At 70.9% G+C, this 22,413-nt stretch carries 23 protein-coding genes; 15 read left to right on the top strand and 8 right to left on the bottom strand.

Features of this window, described 5'->3' with window-relative positions:
* Window positions 1-85 precede the first annotated feature (85 nt).
* Window positions 86-586 (bottom strand): Lrp/AsnC family transcriptional regulator, encoded by a 501-nt coding sequence (locus CDO52_RS21090; RefSeq protein WP_017619710.1) that lies wholly within the window; start codon window positions 584-586, stop codon window positions 86-88.
* A 243-nt stretch (window positions 587-829) separates the two neighbouring features.
* Between CDO52_RS21090 and CDO52_RS21095 the strand changes: the two genes are divergently transcribed.
* The 12 genes from CDO52_RS21095 to CDO52_RS21150 all read left to right on the top strand — a co-directional run bounded on the left by CDO52_RS21095 (window position 830) and on the right by CDO52_RS21150 (window position 12,911).
* Window positions 830-1,189, top strand: a complete 360-nt coding sequence (locus tag CDO52_RS21095; protein WP_017619711.1) for a hypothetical protein — start codon at window positions 830-832, stop codon at window positions 1,187-1,189.
* Window positions 1,190-1,422: 233 nt separating this feature from the next.
* Window positions 1,423-2,574, top strand: coding sequence for a thiamine pyrophosphate-dependent dehydrogenase E1 component subunit alpha (locus tag CDO52_RS21100; RefSeq protein WP_017619712.1), 1,152 nt, complete (start codon window positions 1,423-1,425; stop codon window positions 2,572-2,574).
* Window positions 2,575-2,633: 59 nt separating this feature from the next.
* Entirely contained in the window at window positions 2,634-3,629 is a 996-nt protein-coding gene (locus CDO52_RS21105) for an alpha-ketoacid dehydrogenase subunit beta (RefSeq protein WP_152471703.1), read from the top strand.
* A gap of 5 nt (window positions 3,630-3,634) precedes the next feature.
* Entirely contained in the window at window positions 3,635-3,955 is a 321-nt protein-coding gene (locus CDO52_RS21110) for a biotin/lipoyl-containing protein (RefSeq protein ID WP_094932634.1), read from the top strand.
* Between the two features lie 301 nt (window positions 3,956-4,256).
* Window positions 4,257-5,012, top strand: coding sequence for an alpha/beta fold hydrolase (locus tag CDO52_RS21115; protein ID WP_017619715.1), 756 nt, complete (start codon window positions 4,257-4,259; stop codon window positions 5,010-5,012).
* Window positions 5,013-5,337: 325 nt separating this feature from the next.
* Window positions 5,338-6,396, top strand: a complete 1,059-nt coding sequence (locus CDO52_RS21120) for a BMP family lipoprotein (protein ID WP_017619716.1) — start codon at window positions 5,338-5,340, stop codon at window positions 6,394-6,396.
* A 178-nt stretch (window positions 6,397-6,574) separates the two neighbouring features.
* Window positions 6,575-8,164, top strand: coding sequence for an ABC transporter ATP-binding protein (locus CDO52_RS21125; RefSeq protein ID WP_017619717.1), 1,590 nt, complete (start codon window positions 6,575-6,577; stop codon window positions 8,162-8,164).
* Window positions 8,161-9,588 (top strand): ABC transporter permease, encoded by a 1,428-nt coding sequence (locus CDO52_RS21130; RefSeq protein ID WP_094932635.1) that lies wholly within the window; start codon window positions 8,161-8,163, stop codon window positions 9,586-9,588. Before CDO52_RS21125 ends, CDO52_RS21130 begins: the two co-directional genes overlap by 4 nt.
* The gene (locus CDO52_RS21135) at window positions 9,585-10,844 is read left to right on the top strand and encodes an ABC transporter permease (RefSeq protein ID WP_017619719.1); all 1,260 of its coding nucleotides are present in this window, start codon (window positions 9,585-9,587) and stop codon (window positions 10,842-10,844) included. Before CDO52_RS21130 ends, CDO52_RS21135 begins: the two co-directional genes overlap by 4 nt.
* Window positions 10,841-11,263: a cytidine deaminase gene (locus CDO52_RS21140; RefSeq protein WP_269769151.1), complete on the top strand. Its 423-nt coding sequence runs from the start codon at window positions 10,841-10,843 to the stop codon at window positions 11,261-11,263. Before CDO52_RS21135 ends, CDO52_RS21140 begins: the two co-directional genes overlap by 4 nt.
* Window positions 11,264-11,283: 20 nt before the next feature.
* Window positions 11,284-12,555 (top strand): thymidine phosphorylase, encoded by a 1,272-nt coding sequence (locus tag CDO52_RS21145; RefSeq protein WP_094932636.1) that lies wholly within the window; start codon window positions 11,284-11,286, stop codon window positions 12,553-12,555.
* A 152-nt stretch (window positions 12,556-12,707) separates the two neighbouring features.
* Window positions 12,708-12,911 carry a hypothetical protein gene (locus CDO52_RS21150; RefSeq protein WP_152471702.1) on the top strand — a complete coding sequence of 68 codons (204 nt, stop codon included), beginning with the start codon at window positions 12,708-12,710 and terminating at the stop codon, window positions 12,909-12,911.
* Window positions 12,912-12,936: 25 nt separating this feature from the next.
* Here the strand turns inward: CDO52_RS21150 and CDO52_RS21155 are convergent, their stop codons facing one another.
* From CDO52_RS21155 to deoC, 6 genes are all read right to left on the bottom strand, one after another.
* On the bottom strand, window positions 12,937-14,616 hold the full coding sequence (locus tag CDO52_RS21155; RefSeq protein ID WP_051060823.1) for a phospho-sugar mutase: 1,680 nt from the start codon (window positions 14,614-14,616) through the stop codon (window positions 12,937-12,939).
* A gap of 129 nt (window positions 14,617-14,745) precedes the next feature.
* The gene (locus CDO52_RS21160) at window positions 14,746-15,543 is read right to left on the bottom strand and encodes a purine-nucleoside phosphorylase (RefSeq protein WP_017619725.1); all 798 of its coding nucleotides are present in this window, start codon (window positions 15,541-15,543) and stop codon (window positions 14,746-14,748) included.
* Between the two features lie 134 nt (window positions 15,544-15,677).
* Complete coding sequence (locus tag CDO52_RS21165) at window positions 15,678-16,208, bottom strand: GNAT family N-acetyltransferase (protein ID WP_017619726.1); 531 nt, start codon at window positions 16,206-16,208, stop codon at window positions 15,678-15,680.
* An 82-nt stretch (window positions 16,209-16,290) separates the two neighbouring features.
* Window positions 16,291-17,208, bottom strand: coding sequence for an aldehyde dehydrogenase family protein (locus CDO52_RS21170; RefSeq protein WP_094932637.1), 918 nt, complete (start codon window positions 17,206-17,208; stop codon window positions 16,291-16,293).
* Complete coding sequence (locus CDO52_RS21175) at window positions 17,201-18,640, bottom strand: aldehyde dehydrogenase family protein (protein ID WP_017619728.1); 1,440 nt, start codon at window positions 18,638-18,640, stop codon at window positions 17,201-17,203. The genes CDO52_RS21170 and CDO52_RS21175 overlap by 8 nt, the downstream gene beginning before the upstream one ends.
* 11 nt (window positions 18,641-18,651) lie before the next feature.
* On the bottom strand, window positions 18,652-19,608 hold the full coding sequence (deoC, locus tag CDO52_RS21180; RefSeq protein ID WP_017619729.1) for a deoxyribose-phosphate aldolase: 957 nt from the start codon (window positions 19,606-19,608) through the stop codon (window positions 18,652-18,654).
* Window positions 19,609-20,019: 411 nt separating this feature from the next.
* Here deoC and CDO52_RS21185 point away from each other — a divergent pair, with 411 nt between their 5' ends.
* Complete coding sequence (locus CDO52_RS21185; protein ID WP_017619730.1) at window positions 20,020-20,736, top strand: hypothetical protein; 717 nt, start codon at window positions 20,020-20,022, stop codon at window positions 20,734-20,736.
* Here CDO52_RS21185 and CDO52_RS21190 read toward each other — a convergent pair.
* A complete protein-coding gene (locus CDO52_RS21190; RefSeq protein WP_017619731.1) occupies window positions 20,733-21,422 on the bottom strand; it encodes an HAD family hydrolase in 690 nt (229 codons plus the stop codon). The two genes, CDO52_RS21185 and CDO52_RS21190, sit on opposite strands and share 4 nt — an antisense overlap.
* A 237-nt stretch (window positions 21,423-21,659) precedes the next feature.
* Between CDO52_RS21190 and CDO52_RS21195 the strand changes: the two genes are divergently transcribed.
* Both CDO52_RS21195 and CDO52_RS21200 read left to right on the top strand, forming a co-directional pair.
* Entirely contained in the window at window positions 21,660-22,133 is a 474-nt protein-coding gene (locus CDO52_RS21195; RefSeq protein ID WP_094932638.1) for a PTS sugar transporter subunit IIA, read from the top strand.
* Window positions 22,130-22,405 (top strand): PTS sugar transporter subunit IIB, encoded by a 276-nt coding sequence (locus tag CDO52_RS21200; RefSeq protein WP_033300842.1) that lies wholly within the window; start codon window positions 22,130-22,132, stop codon window positions 22,403-22,405. Before CDO52_RS21195 ends, CDO52_RS21200 begins: the two co-directional genes overlap by 4 nt.
* Window positions 22,406-22,413 lie beyond the last annotated feature (8 nt).

The raw sequence follows: 22,413 nt of genomic DNA on the forward strand, positions 1-22,413 counted from the left end.
CGATACGGCGCACCCTGGTGCGGACGGCACCGCCGTCGCGCCACACGCGGCATGGTGAGCGGCACCGCGCGTGGCGCGGCCGCTGTCACTTGCGGGGTTCCACCACGGGGCGGTGCACGACCTCGTCGATGACCGTGAGGGTCTGGGTGGAGGTGACGCCGGGCAGGGCTTGCAGGCGGGTCAGGATCAGGTCGCGGAGTTGGTTGGTGTCGGCGACCCGGACCAGGAGGACGATGTCCGCTGAGCCCACGACGTACCAGCAGTACTCGATCTCCGGGTAGGAGGAGAGGATCTCCCGGTTGGCGCGCCAGTCGGGTTGGCTGCCGGAGATCAGGACCAGGGCGGTGACGCCCAGGCCCATCTTGGAATGGTCGGTGACGACCGAGTATCCGCGGATCACGCCGTCTTCGGTGAGGCGTTTGATCCGGTTGTAGGCGGTGGCCCGGGAGACGTTCGCCATCGCGGCGACCTCGGTGATCCCGGTCCGGGCGTCCTGCGCGAGCGCGCTGATGATCGTCTCATCCGTGGCGTCCGGGAGCCGGGCGGCCCTGTTGCGCCGCGCGCCGTCACGCTCCTCATTGGCCATAGGCGAGCTCCTACCGCGTAGTGCGCCAGTGGCGACGCTGCCACTGACATCCGATCTGTCGTTGCGTTGGTATTGCGCACTCATTATCAAGACATGACCTGCGTTTTGACCAGACGCGCGGCGCGATCATCGCACTTTGGCGGCGGAGCGGGTGGCCCTTTGGCGCCGAATCGGGCAGTCTTGGCAGAGATCGGAGCTCTCGCCCTCCCCGGCCACGGCCGCACCCCAAGGAGGATGGTGGCGATGCCGGTGCCAAGCGCCGTCCGCGATCGCGCGCGGGGCTTCCTGCCCGCCGACGCCGAGATCCGGTACATCTTCCCGGCCTCCTGGAACGAGTCGGCCTTCTTCATCTTCGTCGTCACCGATTCGGCCATCACGGTGCTGGCCAACCGGTTCTGGAGCCGGTCGCGGCCCAAGAACATCTGGCACGTGTTCCCGCGCGACGTCCACGTCGGCCCGGTGCGTACGCACCTCATCCCAACGTTCGACCTGGGCGGACACACCTTCGAGGTGGACGAGGAGTACGTCGCGGTCATCAACGCCTGCGACGCCGAGCTGTCCCAGGACACCGCGCTGCCGCCGGACCCGCTCCCCGACCTCTAGGCGCGCACCACCCGAGAACGACCACCCCGTCACGGTTGATGCTGGGTTGATGCCGTGTGTCGTTTTCAGGGGTCCATGCCTCGTGGATTTAGACGATGGCGGACAAATCTGCTGAAGATGTTCCCGTTTGTTTTGACTTCAGCGCCAAATCTAGCGCGTCTGTAGATTCTGTGACGACAATCATGTCAAGGACAACCCTGCTTACCACCCAGGTCACAGGAGAGCCGCCTGACATGCAGACCCATGAGTCCCCCACCGCGGACACCCCCGCCGCGGTCGTCGACGACCTCCCACCCGAGGTGTCACGCTCGCTCTACCGCGACATGCTCACCGCCCGGCTACTGGACACCGAGGCCATCGCCCTGCAGCGCCAAGGGGTCTTCCCCGCCTACGTGTCGCTGCGCGGCCAGGAGGCCGCCCAGGTGGGCAGCGCCGCCGCCCTCGACCGCGAGCTGGACTTCGCGTTTCCGACCTACCGGGAGATGGCCGTCGCACTCACGCTGGGCGTCGACATGGTCGGCTACATGGCCAGCCACCGCGCCCTGTGGCACGGCGGCCTGTACGACCCGGTCAAGTCCCGACTCTCCTCCTTCAACGCCGTCGTCGGCGGCCCCGTCCCGCACGCCGTGGGCTGGGCACTGGGGGAGCAACTAGGCGAGCGGCACCGACGCGAGGACGATCGACCGAACGGAGCCGCCGATCGCGAACCGCCGCAGGCCCACGGCGATCGGCGGCAGAGCGAGGGAGGAGTTCGAGCGCGGAAGGGATACGGCTGCGCGATCTCCTACTTCGGCGACGGTGCCAGCTCCGAGGGCGACATCCACGAGGCGATGAACTTCGCCGGGGTGTTCCACGCGCCCGTCGTCTTCTTCTGCCAGAACAACCGGTGGGCGCTCTCGGTCCCCAACGAGCGGCAGATCGCCGGGGGCTCGGTGGCCGCCCGCGCCGCCGGGTACGGGATGCCCGGCGTCACCGTCGACGGCAACGACGTCGCCGCTGTCTACACCGCCACCCGCGCGGCCCTGGAGCGCGCCCGCTCCGGCGCGGGCCCCACGCTCATCGAGGCCCTGACCTACCGGGTCGAGCCGCACTCCACGTCGGACGACCCCACCCGCTACCGCGACCGGGACGACGAGCTGGCCTGGCGCGATCTCGACCCGCTGCCCCGTCTGCGCACCCGACTGGAGGAGGGCGGGCACGCCGACGCCGCCTTCTTCGAGCGGACCGAGGCCGACGCCCGCGCCGAAGCCGAGCGGATCCGCGACGGGGTGAGCACCGCCCCCGCGCCGTCGGGCGCGGACCTGTTCACCCACGTCTTCCGCGAGCCCACCGAAGAGCTCGCCCGGCAGCAGCGCGTCTGGCGCGAGGAGGTCGCAGAGCTGTGATCGAACTGAGCGTTGAGAAAACCCCGACCGGCGCCGAGACGCCGCCCGTTGAGCTGTCGATGCAGCAGGCGATCAACCGGGCCCTGCGCCGACTCCTCCAGGAGGACCCGGCCACCCTGGTGTTCGGCGAGGACGTGGGCCGCCTGGGCGGCGTCTTCCGCGTCACCGACGGCCTGCAGCGCGAGTTCGGCGAGAAGCGGGTCTTCGACACCCCGCTCGCCGAGTCCGGCATCATCGGGCTCGCCGTCGGCCTGGCCATGAACGGCTACCGCCCCATCCCCGAGGTGCAGTTCGACGGGTTCGCCTACCCCGCCGTCGACCAGATCGTCAACCAGATGGCGCGGATGAACTACCGCTCGCGCGGCGCCGCGCCCATGCCGATCACGCTGCGGCTGCCCAGCTTCGGCGGCATCCAGGCGCCCGAGCACCACGGCGAGAGCCTGGAGGCGCTGTTCGCGCACGTGCCGGGGTTGAAGGTGGTGGCGCCGTCCGACCCCACCGAGGCCTACCGCACGCTGCTGCAGGCGGTGCGCTCCGACGACCCGGTCATCTACATGGAGCCCAAGGCCCGCTACTGGGACCGCAGGCCCGTGGACCTGCCCGAGCCGCCGCTGACGGCCGAGGCCGGGGACGAGACCGAGGGCTTCGACCCGATCGGAACCAGCCGCGTCGTGCGCTTGGGGCGGCACGCCACGCTGATCGCCTGGGGCGCGATGGTGCACCGTTGCCTGCAGGTGGCCGAGCTGGCCGCCGAGGACGGTGTCGAGCTGGAGGTGCTGGACCTGCGCTGGCTCAAGCCCATCGACGCCGACGGCCTGGCGGCCTCGGTCGCGCGCACCAAGCGGGCCGTGGTCGTGCACGAGGCCCCGCTCACCGCCGGCCTGGGAGCGGAGGTGTCCGCGCTGATCACCGAACGGGCGTTCCGCGACCTGGCGGCGCCGGTGCAGCGGGTCACCGGCTTTGACGTGCCCTATCCGGCGGGTCCGCTGGAGCCGCAGTACCTGCCCACGATCGACCGCGTCCTGCTCGCGGTGCAACGGACCCTGGAGTTCTGACGACTATGGCCGAACAGACGTTCACCCTGCCCGACCTCGGCGAAGGGCTGGTCGAAGCCACCGTTCTGGAGTGGCTCGTGGAGCCCGGGCAGCACGTGGAGCGCAACCAGCCGCTGGTGGAGCTGGAGACCACGAAGTCGGCGGTGGAGATCCCCTCCCCGCACAGCGGCGTCATCTCCCGCCTGCACGGCGCGGAGGGCGACGTCGTCAAGGTCGGCGACGCCCTGGTGACGTTCGAGGTGGAGCAGGCCGCCGGAATCGTGGGGACGGTTCCGGCCGCCGACGAGAAGCCGTCGCGGCGGGTGCGGCTGCGCCCGCCGTCCTGAGCCGGGCGGCCGAGGCGGGGGATACGGTGCGGGCACAGCACGGAGCGGCGCCGATAGGGTCGTGCGAATAGCGGCATTTCGCCGGGGCCGACCCTTCGGGGGAAACGTCCGGACCGATGCACGTGGCGGCATGACCCGATCCGACCGGCGCACCGCGGCATGCCGCTGGCGTATCCCCGCTTATCGACAACTACAACAACCCCCCAACCAATCGGCACGCTATTTCGGCGTAAACTCCGAAGCCGACATAAGTCGGGGTCTGATAAATGCCGGAACTCCAGGCGGAAAGAAGATTCCCCAGATGTACGCGACCCTCACTGGCGACGTTACTCTGCGTTATGTGGACACGGGCCCGGGCACCGACTCGGCCCGCCCTCCCGTCCTCCTCGTCCACGGATTCGGATCGAGCTACGAGATGAACTGGGAGCGCACCGGCTGGCCGGGTGTGCTCACCGTCGAGGGACTCCGGGTCATCGGCCTCGACCTGCGCGGACACGGCGGAAGCGACAAGCCGCGCGACGACGACGCGTACCTGCCGGAGGTGTTCGCCACCGACTTCGAGCGGCTGCTGGACGCGCTCGACGTGCCGCGGGTCGACATCGTCTCCTACTCGATGGGGTCCCGCGTGACCTGGGAGTTCGCCCTGACCCGCCCGGAGCGGGTGCGGCGCGTGGTGCTGGGCGGGTTCGGTCCGCGCAACGCCTTCGAAGGCACTGACCTGGACAATCTCGCTAACGACAGCAGCCGCTTCGGCGACGTGTTCCGCATGGTCGCGTCCCTTCCCGGCAGCGACGCCGAGGCGATGACGGCCTGCGTCCGCGGCCAGGCCGCCCGCCCCTTCACCCCCGAGCCCGCGCCGAGCGTGCCCCTGCTCTTCGTCGCCGGGGAAAAGGACGTCATGGCCGAGGGCGTCGAGGATCTGGCCACGCGATCGGGCGCGGTGGGGGCCGTCCGGGTACCGGGACGCGACCACGCCACCGCCGTGTCGGCACGGAGGTTCAAGACCGCCGCGGTGGAGTTCCTCGCCCGCGCGACCGCGGAGGCCCCGGCCGACTGAGCAATGGTTGCGGAGCGTAGCTACCGGCCTTCGCTCCGCCGCCGCATTCCACGGTGATCCGCAATGGGGCGATTTGGAGTTTCCTCCAATCGCACCCTTCGACTAAAGTCAGCGTTTCACACAGCTCAATACCAGAGGTCAGAGGTAGCATGGACCGTTGCAGGTGTGCTATTTATAACGTCCGTGTCACTCTGCTCTCGCCTTCATAACAACCTTTCTCAACCGATTGGTGGCTTTTCCTCCAACAGCTATCGTCCGGCTGCAGAACCCGGCGAGTCCGCCTGAGGCAGGGACGTGGTCCGGGCCCATTCGGGAGGAAAAACACGTGAGACGAAGAATCGCTGCCAAGGGCGCGGCCGTCGCGGCCGCAGCAGTACTCGGCCTGGCCATGACGGCCTGCGACAACCCACAGCAAGACGGCAACGACGGCGACTCCGCACAGGGCGACTCCGAGCTGCGCATCGGGCTCGCCTACGACGTCGGCGGCAAGGGCGACAAGTCGTTCAACGACTCCGCCTTCCGCGGCCTGGAGCGCGTCAAGGACGAGCTCGGAATCACCGACGGCAAGGACTTCGAGCCCAAGGAAGGCGAGGCCGACTCCGACAAGGAGGAGCGCCTCAAGCTCATGGCCAACGAGGGCTACGACGTGATCATCAGTGTCGGCTTCGCCTACGCCGAGCCGCTGAAGAAGGTCGCGCCGCAGTTCCCGGACGTGGACTTCGCCATCATCGACTCCCGGATCGAGGACCACGACAACGTCACCAGCCTCGTGTTCGCCGAGGAGCAGGCGTCCTTCCTGGCCGGTGCGGCCGCGGCGCTGAAGTCCGAGGAGGACCACATCGGCTTCGTCGGCGGTGTGAAGACCCCGCTGATCCAGAAGTTCCAGGCCGGGTACGAGGCCGGGGCCAAGGAGATCACCGACGACATCGACATCGAGGTCTCCTACCTGACCCAGCCTCCGGACTTCGGAGGCTTCTCCGACCCGGCGCGCGGCGAGTCCACCGCCAAGGGCCAGTTCGACAAGGGCGCCGACGTCGTCTTCCACGCGGCCGGCGCCTCGGGCAACGGTGTCCTGCAGGCCGCCGCCGACAAGGAGAAGCTCTTCATCGGCGTCGACAGCGACCAGTACGAGAGCGCCGCCGACGACCAGAAGCAGTACGTCGTCACCTCCGCGCTCAAGAACATCGACACCGCCGTGTTCGACTACGTCAAGTCGGTGCAGGACGGCAAGACCCAGTCCGGTGTCCAGGAGTTCGACCTGTCCGACGGAGGCGTGGACTACGCGACCTCCAACAGGGAGCAGATCTCCGACATCCAGGACCAGCTCGACGAGCTCAAGCAGAAGATCATCGACGGCGACATCGAGGTGCCAACCAAGCCGTAGCGCCGGTCCCCTCGCCACAGCGCGGCACCGGGTCACGATCAGCACATCTGTTTCGCTGTCCCGGTGCCGCGCCGCATTCACCGCCCAGCTAGCACCGCCCCGCACCCCGCGCCCCGTCTCAGAGGCACGCCCTCGGAGACACACCGCACCGCGGCGGCCCACAGCCACGAGGAGACGGATGAGCAGCACCCCATCGACGGGCGGGGCGGCTCCACCCCCCGCCGTCGAGCTGCGCGGGATAACCAAGAGGTTTCCCGGCGTCGTGGCCAACCACGACATCGACATCACCGTGTCGCCCGGAACCGTCCACGCGATCGTGGGCGAGAACGGCGCCGGCAAGTCCACCCTGATGAAGACCCTCTACGGCATGCACCGGCCGGACGAGGGCACCATCGCGATCAACGGCACGCAGGTCCGCCTGCACTCCCCCTCCGACGCCATCGCGCACGGCATCGGCATGGTGCACCAGCACTTCATGCTCGCGGACAACCTCACCGTGCTGGAGAACGTGGTTCTCGGCGCCGAGGGCCGCAACGGCATCGGCGCCAAGGCGCGCGGCGCGATCCGCGAGCTGTCCCAGCAGTACGGCCTGGGGATCGAGCCCGACCGGCTGATGGAGGAGCTGGGCGTCGGCGACCGGCAGCGGGTGGAGATCCTCAAGGTGCTCTACCGCGGCGCCGGGATCGTCATCCTGGACGAGCCGACGGCCGTCCTGGTGCCCCAGGAGGTCGACGAGCTCTTCGCCAACCTGCGCGAGCTGAAGCGCGAGGGCCTGACGGTCATCTTCATCTCGCACAAGCTGGACGAAGTCCTCTCCGTCGCCGACGAGATCACCGTGATCCGGCGCGGCACCACCGTCGCCACCGTCGACCCCGCCCAGACCACGGCGCGCGAACTGGCCACCCTCATGGTCGGCGGCGAACTGCCCGTCCCCGAGCTGCGCGAGTCCACGGTCACCGACCGCACGATGCTGGAGATCGACGGGCTGAGCGTTCTCGCCCCCAGCGGGCGGCCGGTCGTCGACGACATCTCCCTGTCCATCCGCTGCGGCGAGATCGTGGGCATCGCCGGAGTCGAGGGCAACGGCCAGTCGGAGCTCATCGAGGCGGTCATAGGCCTGCGGGCCGCCGATCACGGCCGCATCAGCCTCGACGGCACCGACATCACCGGCGCCAGCACGCTGGCGATCCGCGAGTCCGGGGTCGGCTACATCCCGGAGGACCGGCACCGCCACGGCATCCTGCTGGAGTCGCCGCTGTGGGAGAACCGGATCCTCGGCCACCAGCGGCAGCGGCCCAACTCCAAGGGCATACTGGTCGACCGCCCCGGCGCCCGCGCCGACACCACGCGCATCGTGTCCGAGTACGACGTCCGCACCCCCGACATCGACGTCAACGCCGACGCGCTGAGCGGCGGCAACCAGCAGAAGCTGATCATCGGGCGCGAGATGAGCAACGCCCCCAAGGTGCTCATCGCCGCCCACCCCACGCGCGGCGTGGACGTCGGCGCGCAGTCCGCCATCTGGGCGCAGCTGCGCCGGGCCCGCGCCGAGGGGCTGGCGGTGCTGCTCATCTCCGCCGACCTGGACGAGCTCATCGGCATGTCCGACACGCTGCACGTGATCCTGCGCGGCCGACTGGTCGCCGAGGCCGACCCGCACACGGTCACCCCCGAGCAGCTCGGCTCGGCCATGACCGGCGCCGGCCTCAACGGCGGGGACAGCGAGAACGGCGGCGACGGCAGCAGCGGGGAAGGCGGCGACGAATGAGAATCTCCCTCCCTCTTCCGGCCGCGGTCGCGCTCACCGCGCTGCTCGGCGTCGGCGTGACGGCACTGGCCGACCTGACCCTCCTGGCCCCGGCCGCCCTGGCCATCGGCGTCGTGCTGGCGTTCGGCGCGGTGGTGCTGCTGATCGGCTCGGGGACCCCCGACGCCACCTCGACGGTGCACCGGACCCTGGTCACCCCCATCGCCCTGGTTTTGTCCGTGGTGACGGGCCTGCTGGTCGCCGCCGTCCTCGACTGGTGGCTGATCGAACCGGCCGCCTACCCCCTCGGCGCCCTTGTCGGGTCGCTGGCGGCGTTCGGGCTGTACCGTCGCCTGTCGACGACGCTCGCGCTGGCGTTCGGCGCGGTCGGCGCCGCGGGTGTGCTCGCCCTGGTCGTCACCGCTGTGGTGCTGTGGGGCAGCGGCGTGGACGCCCTGCACGCGTTCTCCCGGATGATCGAGTTCGGCACCCGGCCCGACAGCCTGGTGACGATCGTCAACAACGGCACCACCTTCTACCTGTCCGCCGTCGCCGTGGCCATCGGCTTCAAGATGCGCCTGTTCAACATCGGCGTCGACGGCCAGTACCGGCTGGCGGCGCTGCTCGCGGCGGCGGTCGGCGGGACGTTCGTGCTGCCCCCGGTGATCCACCAGGTCGTGATCATCGTCGTCGCGGTGGCCGTCGGCGGCTTCTGGGCGGGGATCGCCGGGTACCTCAAAGTCACCCGGGGCGTCTCCGAGGTGATCTCGACGATCATGCTCAACGCCATCGCCACCGGGATCACCGCCTACCTGCTCAACACCAACCGCCTCGCGGTCAGGATCAGCGAGAACAACATCGGCACCAAACCGATCGTCGAGTCCGGCTGGGTGCCCGGCATCCCCGCCGGGTTCATGGGGTCGGGACGGCCGATCTTCGGCCTGGTGCTGCTGGCCATCGCCGTCGGCGTCGGCTACTGGTTCATGCTCAACCGCACCCGGTTCGGCTTCGAGCTGCGGGCCACCGGCCAGTCCGGGACCGCGGCCCAGGCCAGCGGCATCGACGTCAAGCGCATGGTGTTCATCTCGATGCTGATCTCCGGGATGGTGGCCGGCCTGGTCGGCATGCCGCAGCTGCTCGGCCAGTCGCACTACTACGCGCTGGACTTCCCGGTCGGCCTCGGCTTCACCGGCATCGCGATCGCGCTGCTCGGCCGCAACCACCCCGTCGGCATTGCGTTCGCCGCCCTGTTCTGGGCCTTCCTGGACCAGTCGGCGCAGATCCTGGACATCGACGGCATCCCCAAGGAGATCGCCGTGGTCACCCAGGCGACCATCGTGCTCACCGTGGTCGTGGTCTACGAGGTCGTGCACCGCTGGGGCCGCCGCTACCAGCAGCAGCAAGTCGGTAAGGAACTCGCCCGGGCGGAGGTGGCGTCGTCATGAGCCAGGAAATGACAGTGGCGACGCCGGAGACGGCGCCACCGCCGGTCCGCTCCTCGGCCCGCGTGCGGTGGCGGATCGTCGGACTGGTCGCGACGGTGTTCGTGGCCCTGGCGGGGGTCCGGTTCATCACCGGCCAGCCCATGCTGACCGACATCGGCACCATCCAGACGACCCTGGCCTTCGCCGTGCCGATCGGCCTGGCGGGCCTGGGCGGACTGTGGGCGGAGCGCTCCGGGATCATCAACATCGGCCTCGAGGGCATGATGATCCTGGGCACCTGGTGCTCGGCCTACTTCGCGTGGAGCCTCGACAGCCCGTGGGCCGGGCTGGTCGCGGGCATTGTCGGCGGCATGCTCGGCGGGCTGCTGCACGCCGTGGCGACGGTGACCTTCGCCGTCGACCACATCGTGTCGGGCGTGGCGATCAACATCCTCGCCCTGGGCGCGATGCGCTATCTGTCCATCCTGTTCTACGACGGCATCCCGGGCGCCGGTGCCGCCCAGTCGCCGCCGCTGCCGACCTTCCCCCGGGTGGGGCTGCCGTTCGTGGCCGACCTACTCAAACCGGCGCGGGACACCGGGTGGTTCCTCATCTCCGACCTGGCCTCGCTGATCGCCGGGCTGACCACCAATATGTCGGTGGTGACGCTGCTGGCGATCCTGCTCGTGCCCGGCAGCTACTGGGTGCTGTTCAAGACCAAGTTCGGGCTGCGGCTGCGGTCCTGCGGAGAGAACCCCGACGCCGCGGAGTCGCTGGGTGTGCCCGTGTACACCTACAAGTACATCGCGGTCACCGTCTCGGGCGGGTTCGCCGGTATGGGCGGGGTGTTCCTCGCGATGGTCGCCTCCTCGATCTACCAGGAGGGGCAGACCGGTGGCCGCGGGTACATCGGTCTGGCCGCGATGATCTTCGGCAACTGGCGGCCGGGCGGTCTGGCGATGGGCGCCTCACTCTTCGGCTACGCCGACGCGCTCCAGGTCCGCGGCGGTGGCGCCGCGGTCCACGCGCTGCTCCTGCTCATCGCGGCCGCGCTCGTCGCGGTGGCCGTCTGGCAGTGGCAGCGCGGTGCGCGGCGGACGTCGATCGTCGCCGCCGTCGGCGCGGTCGTGCTGCTGGTCTGGTACCTGCTGACCGACACGCTCCCCGGTGAGCTGGTCACCTACAGCCCGCACATCGCGACGCTGCTGGTGCTGGCCTTGGCCGCGCAGCGGCTGCGGGCGCCCGCGGCGATCGGCCGGCAGTGGCGGCGATCGTGACCGGCTCTGCGTCCGGCGCCGCCGCAGCGACCACCGTCGACTGGCCGCGGCTGCGCGCCGCGGCCGGTCAGGCCATGCGCAACGCCTACGCCCCCTACTCCCGGTTCCCGGTGGGGGCGGCGGGGCTGACCGACGACGGGCGGACGGTGACCGGGTGCAATGTGGAGAACGCCTCCTACGGGCTGACGCTGTGCGCCGAGTGCGGCCTGGTGTCGGCCCTGCACGCCTCGGGCGGGGGCCGCCTCACCGCGTTCACCTGCGTCGACGGTGAGGGACGGCTGCTGATGCCGTGCGGCCGGTGCCGCCAGCTGCTCTACGAGCACGGCGGCCCCGGCCTGCTGATCGACACGCCGGAGGGCATCCTCCGCATGGCCGACGTGTTGCCGCAGGCGTTCGGGCCCGACGATCTCGAACGCTGACCCCAGAGAAGAGGACGCACGTGGACGTCATCGACATCATCGTGACCAAGCGCGACGGCGGTGAACTGACCCCGGGGCAGATCGACTGGGTGATCGACGCCTACACGCACGGCGCCATCGCCGAGGAGCAGATGGCGGCGCTGAACATGGCGATCGTGTGGCGCGGCATGACCCGGGCCGAGGTGAGCCGGTGGACGGAGGCGATGCTGTGCTCCGGTGAGCGGCTCGACTTCACCGACCTGCCCCGTTCGACCACCGACAAGCACTCCACCGGCGGGGTCGGCGACAAGATCACGCTGCCGCTCACCCCGACGGTCGCGGCGTGCGGCGCGGCCGTGCCGCAGCTGTCCGGACGCGGGCTGGGGCACACCGGCGGCACCCTGGACAAGCTGGAGTCGATCCCCGGGTGGCGGGCCGAGCTGTCGCCCGTCGAGATGCGCCGCACCCTGACCGAGGTGGGCGGGGTGATCTGCGCGGCCGGTACCGGACTGGCCCCGGCCGACCGGAAGCTGTACGCGCTGCGCGACGTCACCGGAACCGTGGAGTCCATCCCGCTGATCGCCAGCTCCATCATGTCCAAGAAGCTCGCGGAGGGCACGGGCGCGCTCGTGCTCGACGTCAAGGTCGGCTCCGGGGCGTTCATGAAGGACACCGCCTCGGCCCGGGAACTGGCCCGGACCATGGTCGACATCGGGACCGACAACGGCGTCCGCACGGTCGCGCTGCTCACGGCGATGGACACCCCGCTGGGGAAGCAGATCGGCAACGCCCTGGAGGTCGCCGAGGCGCTGGAGGTCCTCTCCGGCGGCGGCCCCGAGGACATCGTGGAGCTCACCGTGCGACTGGCGCGCGAGATGCTCGCGGCCGCCGACCTGCCCGATGCCAAGGACCCGGGCGAGGCCCTGCGCGACGGCTCGGCCATGGACGCCTGGCGCCGCATGGTCCGCGCCCAGGGCGGCGACCCCGACGCCCCGCTGCCCGTCGCCGCCGAACAGCGCGAGATCCTGGCCCCGACGTCGGGCACCCTCACCCGCCTGGACGCCTACGCGGTCGGCATGGCCGCCTGGCGCCTGGGCGCCGGACGCGCCCGCAAGGAGGACCGCGTCTCCGCGGGCGCGGGCGTCACCCTCCACGCCAAACCGGGCGAGCAGGTGCGGGTCGGACAGCCGCTGTTCACCCTGCACACCGACGACCCGGACCGCTTCGAGCGCGCCGCCGAGACCCTCGCCGACGCCTTCGACATCAACGGGGACGGCGAGCGGCTCCCGCTGGTCATCGACCGCATCTGCTGATTCCGGACGGGCGTCCCGAGTTCCGGGGCGGTCCCGCCGACACCTCGCCACATCCCGGGGGACGGCTTTTCGGTCGTCCCCCACTCAGGGTTTCAGCAGCGCTTCCCCAACGCGCTCATCGGTGTTCACCGGCCGGTGCCAGACTGCCGAGCATGAGCGCACCATCGTTGGGCGGGGTTCCGCGCGAGATCACGGAACAGGACCTGCGCGAGCGCTGCGACGAGATCCTGGACGCGCTGGAGCGCGGCCGACCGGTCACCGTCACACGCGGGGGACGCCGCATCGGTGACCTGCTGCTGACCGGACGCCGACCCGCCACCACCGCCAAGCCGTTCACGGAGGAGGACGACGGCTGACCCGCGCCCTGCCTCCGGACCACCGTCAGGTCTGCGGGAACAGCCGGCCCACGGCCTCCTTCAGTGCCTCGATGTGGGCATCGGCCTCGGCGCGGGTTTCGGCGACCTCTCCGTCGACCGGGAGGATGACCTCCAGGTAGGCCTTGAGCTTGGGTTCGGTGCCCGACGGACGCAGCGTGATGCGGGCGCGGGCCGGGCCGCCGAGGCGGTAGCGCAGAGCGTCGGTTGCGGGCAGGTCGCCACGGCCCTCGGCGAAGTCCTCGATGGCCTCGACCTCCAGGGAACCGAAGGCGCGCGGTGGCTCGGCGCGCAGGCGGCGCATGGTGTCGGCCAGCAGGGCAAGGTCGCTCACCCGCACCGCCACCTGTGCGGTGCGGTGCAGGCCGTAGCGGCGCGCCTGGTCGTCGAGAAGGTCCAGAAGAGTGCGCCCGCCGTCGCGCTTGGCCTCGGCCGCCATCGCGGCCACGGCCAGGGCCGCGCTGATGCCGTCCTTGTCGGCGACCGGCCGGGAGGTGTCACCGCCGAGGCAGTAGCCCAGCGCCTCCTCGTAGCTGAAGACGTTGCGCTCCCCCGGGCCGCCCGCGCGGGCGAGCCACTTGAAGCCGGTCAGTGTCTCCACACAGCGGACGCCGTAGTCGGCGGCGATCTTGGGCAGCAGTCCGGCCGAGACGATCGTGGTGGCCACCACCCGGTCGCCGCCCGCGGTGTGCCGCAGGATGTACTCGGCCAGCAGGCCGCCGATCTCGTCGCCGGTGAGCAGCCCGTGACCGGGCACGGCCACGGCGACGCGGTCGGCGTCGGGGTCGTTGGCCACCACCAGGTCGCTGCCGTTGGCGCGGCCGACGGCCAGGGCGAGATCCATGGCGCCCGGTTCCTCCGGGTTGGGGAACGCCACGGTCGGGAAGTCCGGATCGGGCTCCGCCTGCTCCGGCACGAGGCGCGGCGCGGGGAACCCGACCCGCTCGAACGCCGCCCGCAGGGTCGAGGCCCCGACCCCGTGCAGGGGCGTGTAGGTGACGGAAACGGCGCGGTCGGAGCCCAGCGGCACGGCGGTGATGGCACCCAGATACCGCTCGACGATCTCCTCGTCGACGACGGTCCAGCCGCTTCCGACCTTGAGCTCGCTCACCGGGCCCACGGCATCGATCGCCGCGGAGATCTCGGCGTCGACCGGAGCGACGATCTGGCTTCCGGCACCCGGGCCCTCGCCGCCCATGTAGACCTTGTATCCGTTGTCCTGCGGCGGGTTGTGGCTGGCGGTCACCATGATGCCCGCGTCCGCCCCCAGGGCGCGCACCGCGTAGGCCAGCACCGGTGTGGGCAGCGGCCGGGGCAGCAGCAGGGCGGTGCATCCCGCGCCGGTGAGCACGGCGGCTGTGTCCTCCGCGAAGTCCGCGGAGCGGTGGCGCGCGTCGTAGCCGATGACCACGCACCGGCCCGAGCCCAGCCACCGCGCCACTCCGGCGGCGGCGCGCATGACCGTGACCCGGTTCATCCGGTTCGGCCCGGCGCCCAGCGCGCCGCGCAGCCCGGCCGTCCCGAATTCGAGCCGGGCGCCGAACCGCTCGGCCAGGGCCGCGTCGTCACCGGCGTCGAGGATGGCCTTCAGCTCGTCGCGGGTCCGCGGATCGGGGTCCTGCTCCAGCCAGGCCTCGGCCTGTCCGCGGAGGGATGCGGCTGTGTCTCCCACTCCCGTACCGCCCATACCGCTCATGATGTGCGCGTCCTTCCAAGTGAGCCGCCCTTTCCCCGTTGATCTCGGGGATACTGGGGTAAAAATCGGCTCTGAGACCCCAATATCTCCGAGATCAACGGGGGATCGGGTGGGTGGGGGTTAGAGCTTGTCCACGACGGCCGTGAGCAGCTCGCCGACGTCACCGGCCGCGTCGCGCCCGGCCGCCAGCACCTCCTGGTGGTCGAGGTTGGCACCTTCCAGGCCCGCGGCGATGTTGGTGACCAGCGAGACCGCCATGACCTCGGCGCCCTGCTCGCGCGCGGCGATCGCCTCCAGCGCGGTGGACATGCCCACCAGGTCGGCGCCCAGAGAGCGGAGCATCCGGATCTCGGCGGGGGTCTCGAAGTGCGGGCCGGGCATGGCCGCGTAGACGCCCTCGGGCAGCGACGGCTCGGCCTCCTTGGCGAGCTCGCGGAGCCGCCGGCTGTAGGTCTGGCTGAGGTCGACGAAGTTCGCGCCGGTCAGCGGGCTGCGCGTGGTGAGGTTGAGGTGGTCGGCGATGAGCACCGGGGTTCCGACGCCGAACTCGGGGTTGAGCGAGCCGGCGGCGTTGGTCAGGATCACCGTGGACGCCCCGGCCGCGGTGGCGGTGCGCACTCCGTGCGCCACCGCGTCGGTGCCGTGGCCCTCGTACAGGTGCGTGCGGCCGAGGAAGACCAGCAGTCTCTTGTCGCCTCGGGTGACGCTGCGGATGCTGCCGCTGTGGCCCTCGACGGCGGGCGGCAGGAAACCGGCCAGGTCGCTGGCGGGAAACTCCACGTCCGCCGCGCCGAGCATGTCGGCGGCCGGCGCCCAGCCCGATCCCATGACGAGCGCGGCGTCGTAGGAGTCCACCCCCGTACGGGAGCGCAGTTCCTCTGCCGCCTTCTGGGCCAACTGCTTGGGGTCGGTACTCACTGCTGGTTCTCCTCACGGTCACAGTGCTGGGCGGAAGGGCCCGCGGGGCGATCTTGTCCCGTCCGCGCCTGTCGGGGCAATGCCGAACCGCCCACTGGGGCGGAACCTTTGGTCAACTCGGAGCTGCGGTTGCGTCAGGCGATGGGGCGGCGCAGCACCAGCTGGGGTCCCACGTCGCCGCCCAGGTAGCGCCGCCCGGTCCGCTCGAAGCCTCCGGAGAGGTAGGAGCGGAGGGCGACGGAGTTGTGCTCGTTCACGGTCAACAGGATCTCGACCGCCTTGGGCGCGATGGCCCGCGCGAGCGGGTCGAGGGCGGCACAGGCGGCGCGGCCGACGCCCCGCCCCTGCCACTCGGGGGCGATGTAGAACGCCCGCAGCAGCACGGCCCGCTGCGGCGCGTCGGTGATCTCGGGGAGGATGCCGAGGCGGTCGAGGATGCCGAACCCCACCACCTCGTGGGCGCGCAGGACGGCGAACGGGGTGCGGTTGGGATCGGCGTCGGCCCGCGGCAGCGTCTCCACGGCATCGCCCGCGAGGCGGCGCTGTCCCGGTGCGAGCCGGATCTTGAGCACCGTCGCGCGCGCCCGCGCGACCTCCGGCGTCTCCTCGTCGAGGCGGAGCACCGCCACGTCGGCGTCGTTCACCATGGGTGCCGGTTCGGCCATCCGTAGATCCACCTCCGCTCCCCCGCGTCGTCGTCGGTTGCCCTTTTCTCTGCTCTCCCCTGGTTGCCGTCGAGATCCCGGTTCAGACCCCGATGGGGTGCCAGACCGTCTTGATCTCCAGGAACGGCTTCATCCGCCCGATGCCGGGGTCCGCCAGCCAGTCGGTCCCGTCCGTGGGTCGCAGCACCCGCTTCAGCGTGCTCGCGGCGCTCTCCTCCAGCTCGGTCGCCAGGTCGCCGGCGCCGGTCAGGTCCAGCCCGTTGACGTCGGCGTGCGCGGCCAGGTGCGGCGCGAGCTCGGCGGTGCGGCCGGTGAGGATGTTGACCACACCGCCCGGCAGGTCGGAGGTGGCCAGCGCCTCGGCCAGGGAGACGGCGGGCAGCGGGGCCCGCTCGCTGGCCACGACCACGGCGGTGTTCCCGGTGGCGATGACCGGTGCGATCACCGACACCAGCCCCAGCAGCGGGGCCTGCGGCGGTGCGATCACCGCCACGACGCCGGTGGGCTCAGGCGCCGACTGGTTGAAGTACGGCCCGGACACGGGGTTGGACCCGCCGATGACCTGCTGGAACTTGTCGGCCCACCCGGCGTAGTACACCCACCGGTCGATGGCGGCCGAGACGAGTGTCTCGGCCTTGGGTCGGCTGGCCCTGTTTGCGGCCGCCGCCGCCACGTCGGCGACGAACTGGGCACGGCGGCTCTCCATCATCTCCGCGACGCGGTAGAGGATCTGTCCCCTGTTGTAGGCGGTCCGCCCGGACCAACCGCCGAACGCCTTGCGTGCGGCCACCACGGCGTCGCGGGCGTCCTTGCGGGAGGCCTGGCTCGCGTTGCCGAGGTGATCGCCCTTTGCCGAGGTCACCGGATAGCTCCTGCCCGATTCCGAACGGGGGAACGCCCCGCCGACGTAGAGCTTGTGGGTCTTGCGGACCGCGAGGCGCTGGTGGGTCGCCGTGTTCTTCGCGGTCCCGTTGACCGCGCCCGTCTCCTTGTCAGACAAGGTAACCCTCCAGTCCGTGGCGTCCGCCCTCCCGGCCGTAGCCGGATTCCTTGTAGCCGCCGAAGGGGCTGGTCGGGTCGAACTTGTTGAACGTGTTGGACCACACGACACCGGCCCGCAGCCGCTCGGCGGTCCACAGCATGCGCGACCCCTTCTCCGTCCACACACCGGCGGACAGGCCGTAGGGGGTGTTGTTGGCCTTGGTGATGGCCTCCTCCGGGGTGCGGAAGGTCAGCACCGACAGCACAGGGCCGAAGATCTCCTCGCGCGCGATGCGGTGCGCCTGGGTGACACCGGTGAAGAGGGTGGGCCGGAACCAGTATCCGCGCTCGGGCAGCTCGCAGGACGGGGACCAGGACTCGGCGCCCTCGTCCACCCCCACCTGGGCCAGCTCGGTGATCCGACCGAGCTGGGCCGCGGAGTTGATGGCGCCGATGTCGGTGTTCTTGTCCAGCGGGTCGCCGAGGCGCAGCCGCTCGACGCGCGCCTTGAGCCGCTCCAGCAGCTCCTCGGCGATCGACTCCTGCACCAGCAGCCGGGAGCCCGCGCAGCACACGTGGCCCTGGTTGAAGAAGATGCCCGAGACGATGCCCTCGACCGCCTGGTCCAGGGCCGCGTCGTCGTAGACGATGTTGGCGCCCTTGCCGCCGAGCTCCAGGCCGATCTTCTTGCCGGTCCCGGCGACGGAGCGGGCGATCTCCCGGCCGACGGCGGTGGAACCGGTGAAGGCGACCTTGTCGGCCCCGGGGTGGGAGACCAGCTGGCGGCCCGTCTCCCCCGCGCCGGTCACGATGTTGACGACGCCGGGCGGCAGTTCCGCCTCCTGGCAGATCTCCGCGAAGACCAGGGCGGACAGCGGGGTCGTCTCGGCCGGTTTGAGCACCACCGTGTTGCCGGCCGCCAGGGCGGGCGCGATCTTCCAGGCCAGCATCAGCAGCGGGAAGTTCCACGGGATGACCTGCGCGGCCACGCCCAGGGGGCGCGGCTCGGGCCCGACCCCGGCGTACTGGAGCTTGTCGGCCCACCCCGCGTGGTAGAAGAAGTGCGCGGCGACCAGGGGCAGGTCGACGTCGCGGGTCTCCTTGATCGGCTTGCCGTTGTCCAGCGTCTCCAGAACCGCCAGCTCGCGGGAGCGCTCCTGCAGGATTCGGGCGATGCGGAACAGGTACTTGCCGCGTTCGGCGCCGGACATCGGGCCCCACACCGTGTCGAAGGCGCGCCGGGCCGCCGCCATGGCGCGGTCGATGTCGGCCTCGCCGCACACGGCGACCTCGGCTAGGGCCTCCTCGTCGGCCGGGTTGACCGTGGTGAGGTACTCGCCGGTCTTGGCCGGGGTGAAGTCGCCGTCGATGAACGGCTCGTAGGTCGGCCGTACGGAGACGACCGCGCGCGACTCGGGCGCCGGCGCGTAATCGAAGATCTGCTCTGCCACTGCTCGGCCTCTCAGTCCAGCGTGTAGTAGTCGGGGCCGGGGTAGCTGCCGGTCGCCAGCTTGGTCCGCTGCATCAGCAGGTCGTTGAGCACGCTGGAGGCCCCGAGGCGGAAGTACTCCGGGTCCAGCCAGGCGGGGTCGGCGACCTCGTTGACCAGGACGAGGTTCTTGATGGCGTCCTTGGTGGTGCGGATGCCTCCGGCCGGCTTGACGCCGACGCGCCGCCCTGTGGCGGCGTAGTGGTCGCGGACCGCCTCGAGCATGATCAGCGTGACCGGCAGCGTGGCGGCGGGCGCGATCTTGCCGGTGGAGGTCTTGATGAAGTCGGCTCCGGCGTGGATGGCCAGCCAGGAGGCGCGGCGCACGTTGTCGTAGGTCGCCAGTTCGCCGGTCTCCAGGATGACCTTGAGGTGGGCCGCCCCGCAGGCCTCCCGGACGGCGACGATCTCGTCGTAGACCTTGCGGTAGTCCCCGGCCAGGAACGCGCCGCGGTCGATCACCATGTCGATCTCGGCGGCGCCGTCGGCGACGGCCCGGCGGGTGTCGGCGAGCTTGGCCTCCAGCGGGGCCCGGCCGGAGGGGAAGGCCGTGGCGACGGAGGCGACGCCCACGCCCGTTCCGGCGAGCGCGTCGACGGCGACCGCGACCAGGTCGGGGTAGACGCAGACGGCCGCGACGTGCGGCGCGCTCGGGTCGGCGGGGTCGGGGTGCGCCGCCTTCGCGCTCAGTGCCCGCACCTTGCCGCGGGTGTCGGCGCCCTCCAGTGTGGTCAGGTCGACCATGCGGATCGCCAGGTCGATCGCGGTGGCCTTGGCGGTGGTCTTGATGGAACGCGTGGCGAGGTCCGCGGCGCGGGCCTGCACGCCCACGGCGTCCACGCCGGGGAGTCCGTGCAGGTACGCGCGGAGCGACGCGTTGGACGCCGCCACCTCGGGCGCGAAGGCGAAGGCGAATACGGTATCGGGCACAGGGCACCTTCGTGGGTCGGTCGGGGTCGCCAGGGGGCCACCTTAACGCGCACCGTGGCGCCCGCCGCCGCGCGCGGGTGCGTGGGGTGCGTGCGCGGGGTGGATCGGGCTCCGCCCCGCGGGGAAGGATCGGCGTCCGCTGGCTCACCCTGTGTCGGTTTTCGACGGTGATCCAGGTCATGTGATGTCGATCGGCCGTCATCGTACCCATCTGACGCACGAATCACCGACATCCGGAACATCGGGCGACGTATCCCCAAGACTTCGTAGACGGCCACGAATCAGGCGCACTGTTCCTGGATGTCCCTACAAGAAACCCGGTGCGGCAGCGGGGCCGCCCACGGCGGCTAGCCTGGAAGGCCGGGGCACCCCGACCGCGGGGCGACAGCGTGTGGCAGAGCGAGGGGACCAATGGCCGAGTTCCGGATCACGTCCGACGACGACGGGTTCGACCTGCGCAAACTCGCCGCCGCGCTGGCCGAGTCCCAGGGCTGGCCGCGTGACCGGGTGAGCATCTGGGAGAACCGCGGGGGCGGGGGTGTGGTCGTCACCGTGGACGACGCGCTGCTCACCCACCACGAGCCCGACCCGCTCACCCTGCCCATGCACACCCTGAGCGACGTGCACAAGGCGTGCGAGCTGCTGCGCCGCCGCGACCCGTCGCTGCGCGGAGTCGACTTCCTCGCCCTGCGCGACGAAGCCGCCCGCTTCTTCTCCGCCGGCTGGTCGATCGCCGACCTGCTGCACGCGCTCAGCCACCGGCACGACGGCGCGCCCTGGCCGCGCGGCGAGGGCTACCAGGGCATCGAGTGGCTGGAGCACCGGCTGCGCAGCTGGAAGACGCCGAGCGGGGACATCCGCCCGTCGGTGTCCCAGGAGACGGCGCAGCTGCGGATCGTCGGCCGCGCCGGGCTCCCGGACGACATCGGAATGCCCGACGAGGCGCCCGTGGCCCCCCGCCGCTCCGCCACCCCGGAGTCGGCGCGGGCGGCGGCCGACGACGCACGGCGCCTGATGCGTGCGGGAACGCGCACGACCAGCGACGGTCTCGGTCACCGCGAGCGGACGGCCGCGCAGATCACCCGCCCGGGCGGTCGGCGCAACCCGGGCCCGGGCGACCCGCGCTAGAAGATCTCCGTCAGCTTGCCGATGGGGCTGACCGTGTGGAAGCGGTCGTGGTTCTCGGGCAGGTCGTCCTGCTCCAGCACCCAGGTCATCGGGTTGGGCACGAGGACCGCGCCCATCCCCGCCTTCAGGGCCGGCCAGATGTCGGACTTCGGGGAGTTGCCGATCATCCAGGTCGCGGCGGGCTCCAGCCCTTCGGTCGCGGCGAAGGAGTGGTAGGCCCGCGGGTCCTTCTCGGGCACGATCCCGATCCCGGCGAACAGGTACGCCAGACCCGACGCCTCGATCTTCCGGCGCTGCACGTCCTCATACCCCTTGGTCAACAGGAAGAGCCGGTGCCGCGCGCCAAGGGCGTGCAGGGTCTCTTCGACGCCGACGATGAGCTCCAGCTCGCGCTCGGTGATGATCTCGCGGAACGACCGCAGGAGCGCGCGGTCGGCGTCGTTCACCGGGGTGTCGGGCCGGAGCCGCTCCAGGCACTCGGTGAGGCTGCGCTCGAACACGGCGGCCCCGTAGCCGTGGACGGCGGCGTTGGCGCGTTCGATGTCATCCAGGATCGCCCGGACCTCGGCTGGGGAGAGCGTGGGGTGGTCCAGGTAGTCGACGAACGCGGCGGTCGCGCGCTCGAAGAAGAGCGTCTCCTCCCACAGCGTGTCATCCGCGTCGAAGATCAGGTCGTACCGGCCCATGCGCCGTCCCCTCTGTCTGCATCGCCCTCGTCACGCAACGGCAACGCCGCCTCCGCGGGCGGGGCGGCGCCGAATGGCACGACGCTACCGGTATCGGCGCGGAGAATTCGGACGAAGCCGACCACGACATCGGAGAGTGGCTTACGTTACATTCGGGCGTCCACGGCATAGCGTTGAACGGTGGCTTTCCCAGCCGGGCACACGCGCCGTATCGGGACTCGTCACCAGGAGGTGTCCATGACGGAACCGCCGCTCTCCCGGTTGCTGCCGGTCGATGCCATCATGACCACGGTCCACGTGTCCGACTGGCGCTCCGCCATACGCATATCGGGAGAGCTGCTGGTGGCCACGGGGGTCAGCACGGACGACTACGTTGACCAGATGCTGAAGGCCGTCGACGAGTACGGCCCCTACATCGTCATCACCCCGGGGCTCGCGCTGGCCCACGCCCGCCCCTCCCCCGCCGTCCTGCGCACCGGGCTGTCCTGGGCCGGGCTCGCCGTGCCAGTGGCGTTCGGCCACGCCCAGAACGACCCCGTCCACCTGGTCATCGGGCTCGCGGCCGTCGACCACGACGCGCACTCCTCGGCCCTGTCCCGCCTGGCCCGGATGCTCGCCGACCGCGACCGGCAGGACAAGCTGCGCAGCGCCGCCACACCCGAGCAGGTGCACGCCCTCATCAGCGAGTACGAGGAGTCGGAGAGCAGATGAAGATCCTCGCCGTGTGCGGCATGGGGATCGGCACCAGCGTGATCCTCACGACCAACATCTCCAAGGCAGCGCACGACCTGGGCCTGGACGCCGAGATCGAGGTCGCCGACATCTGGACGGCGGACGGTGCGGCGGCCGATGCCGACGTGGTCATGACCTCCGGCGAACTCGCCGCCGAACTCGGCGACGTCGGCGTCCCCGTCGCCGTGATCGACGACTTCCTCGACGCCGACGAGGTCCGCGCCCGGCTCGCGGCCGCGATCGGGCACTGAGCCCGGCG

The sequence above is a fragment of the Nocardiopsis gilva YIM 90087 genome (assembly GCF_002263495.1).
GTDB classification, from domain to species: domain Bacteria; phylum Actinomycetota; class Actinomycetes; order Streptosporangiales; family Streptosporangiaceae; genus Nocardiopsis_C; species Nocardiopsis_C gilva.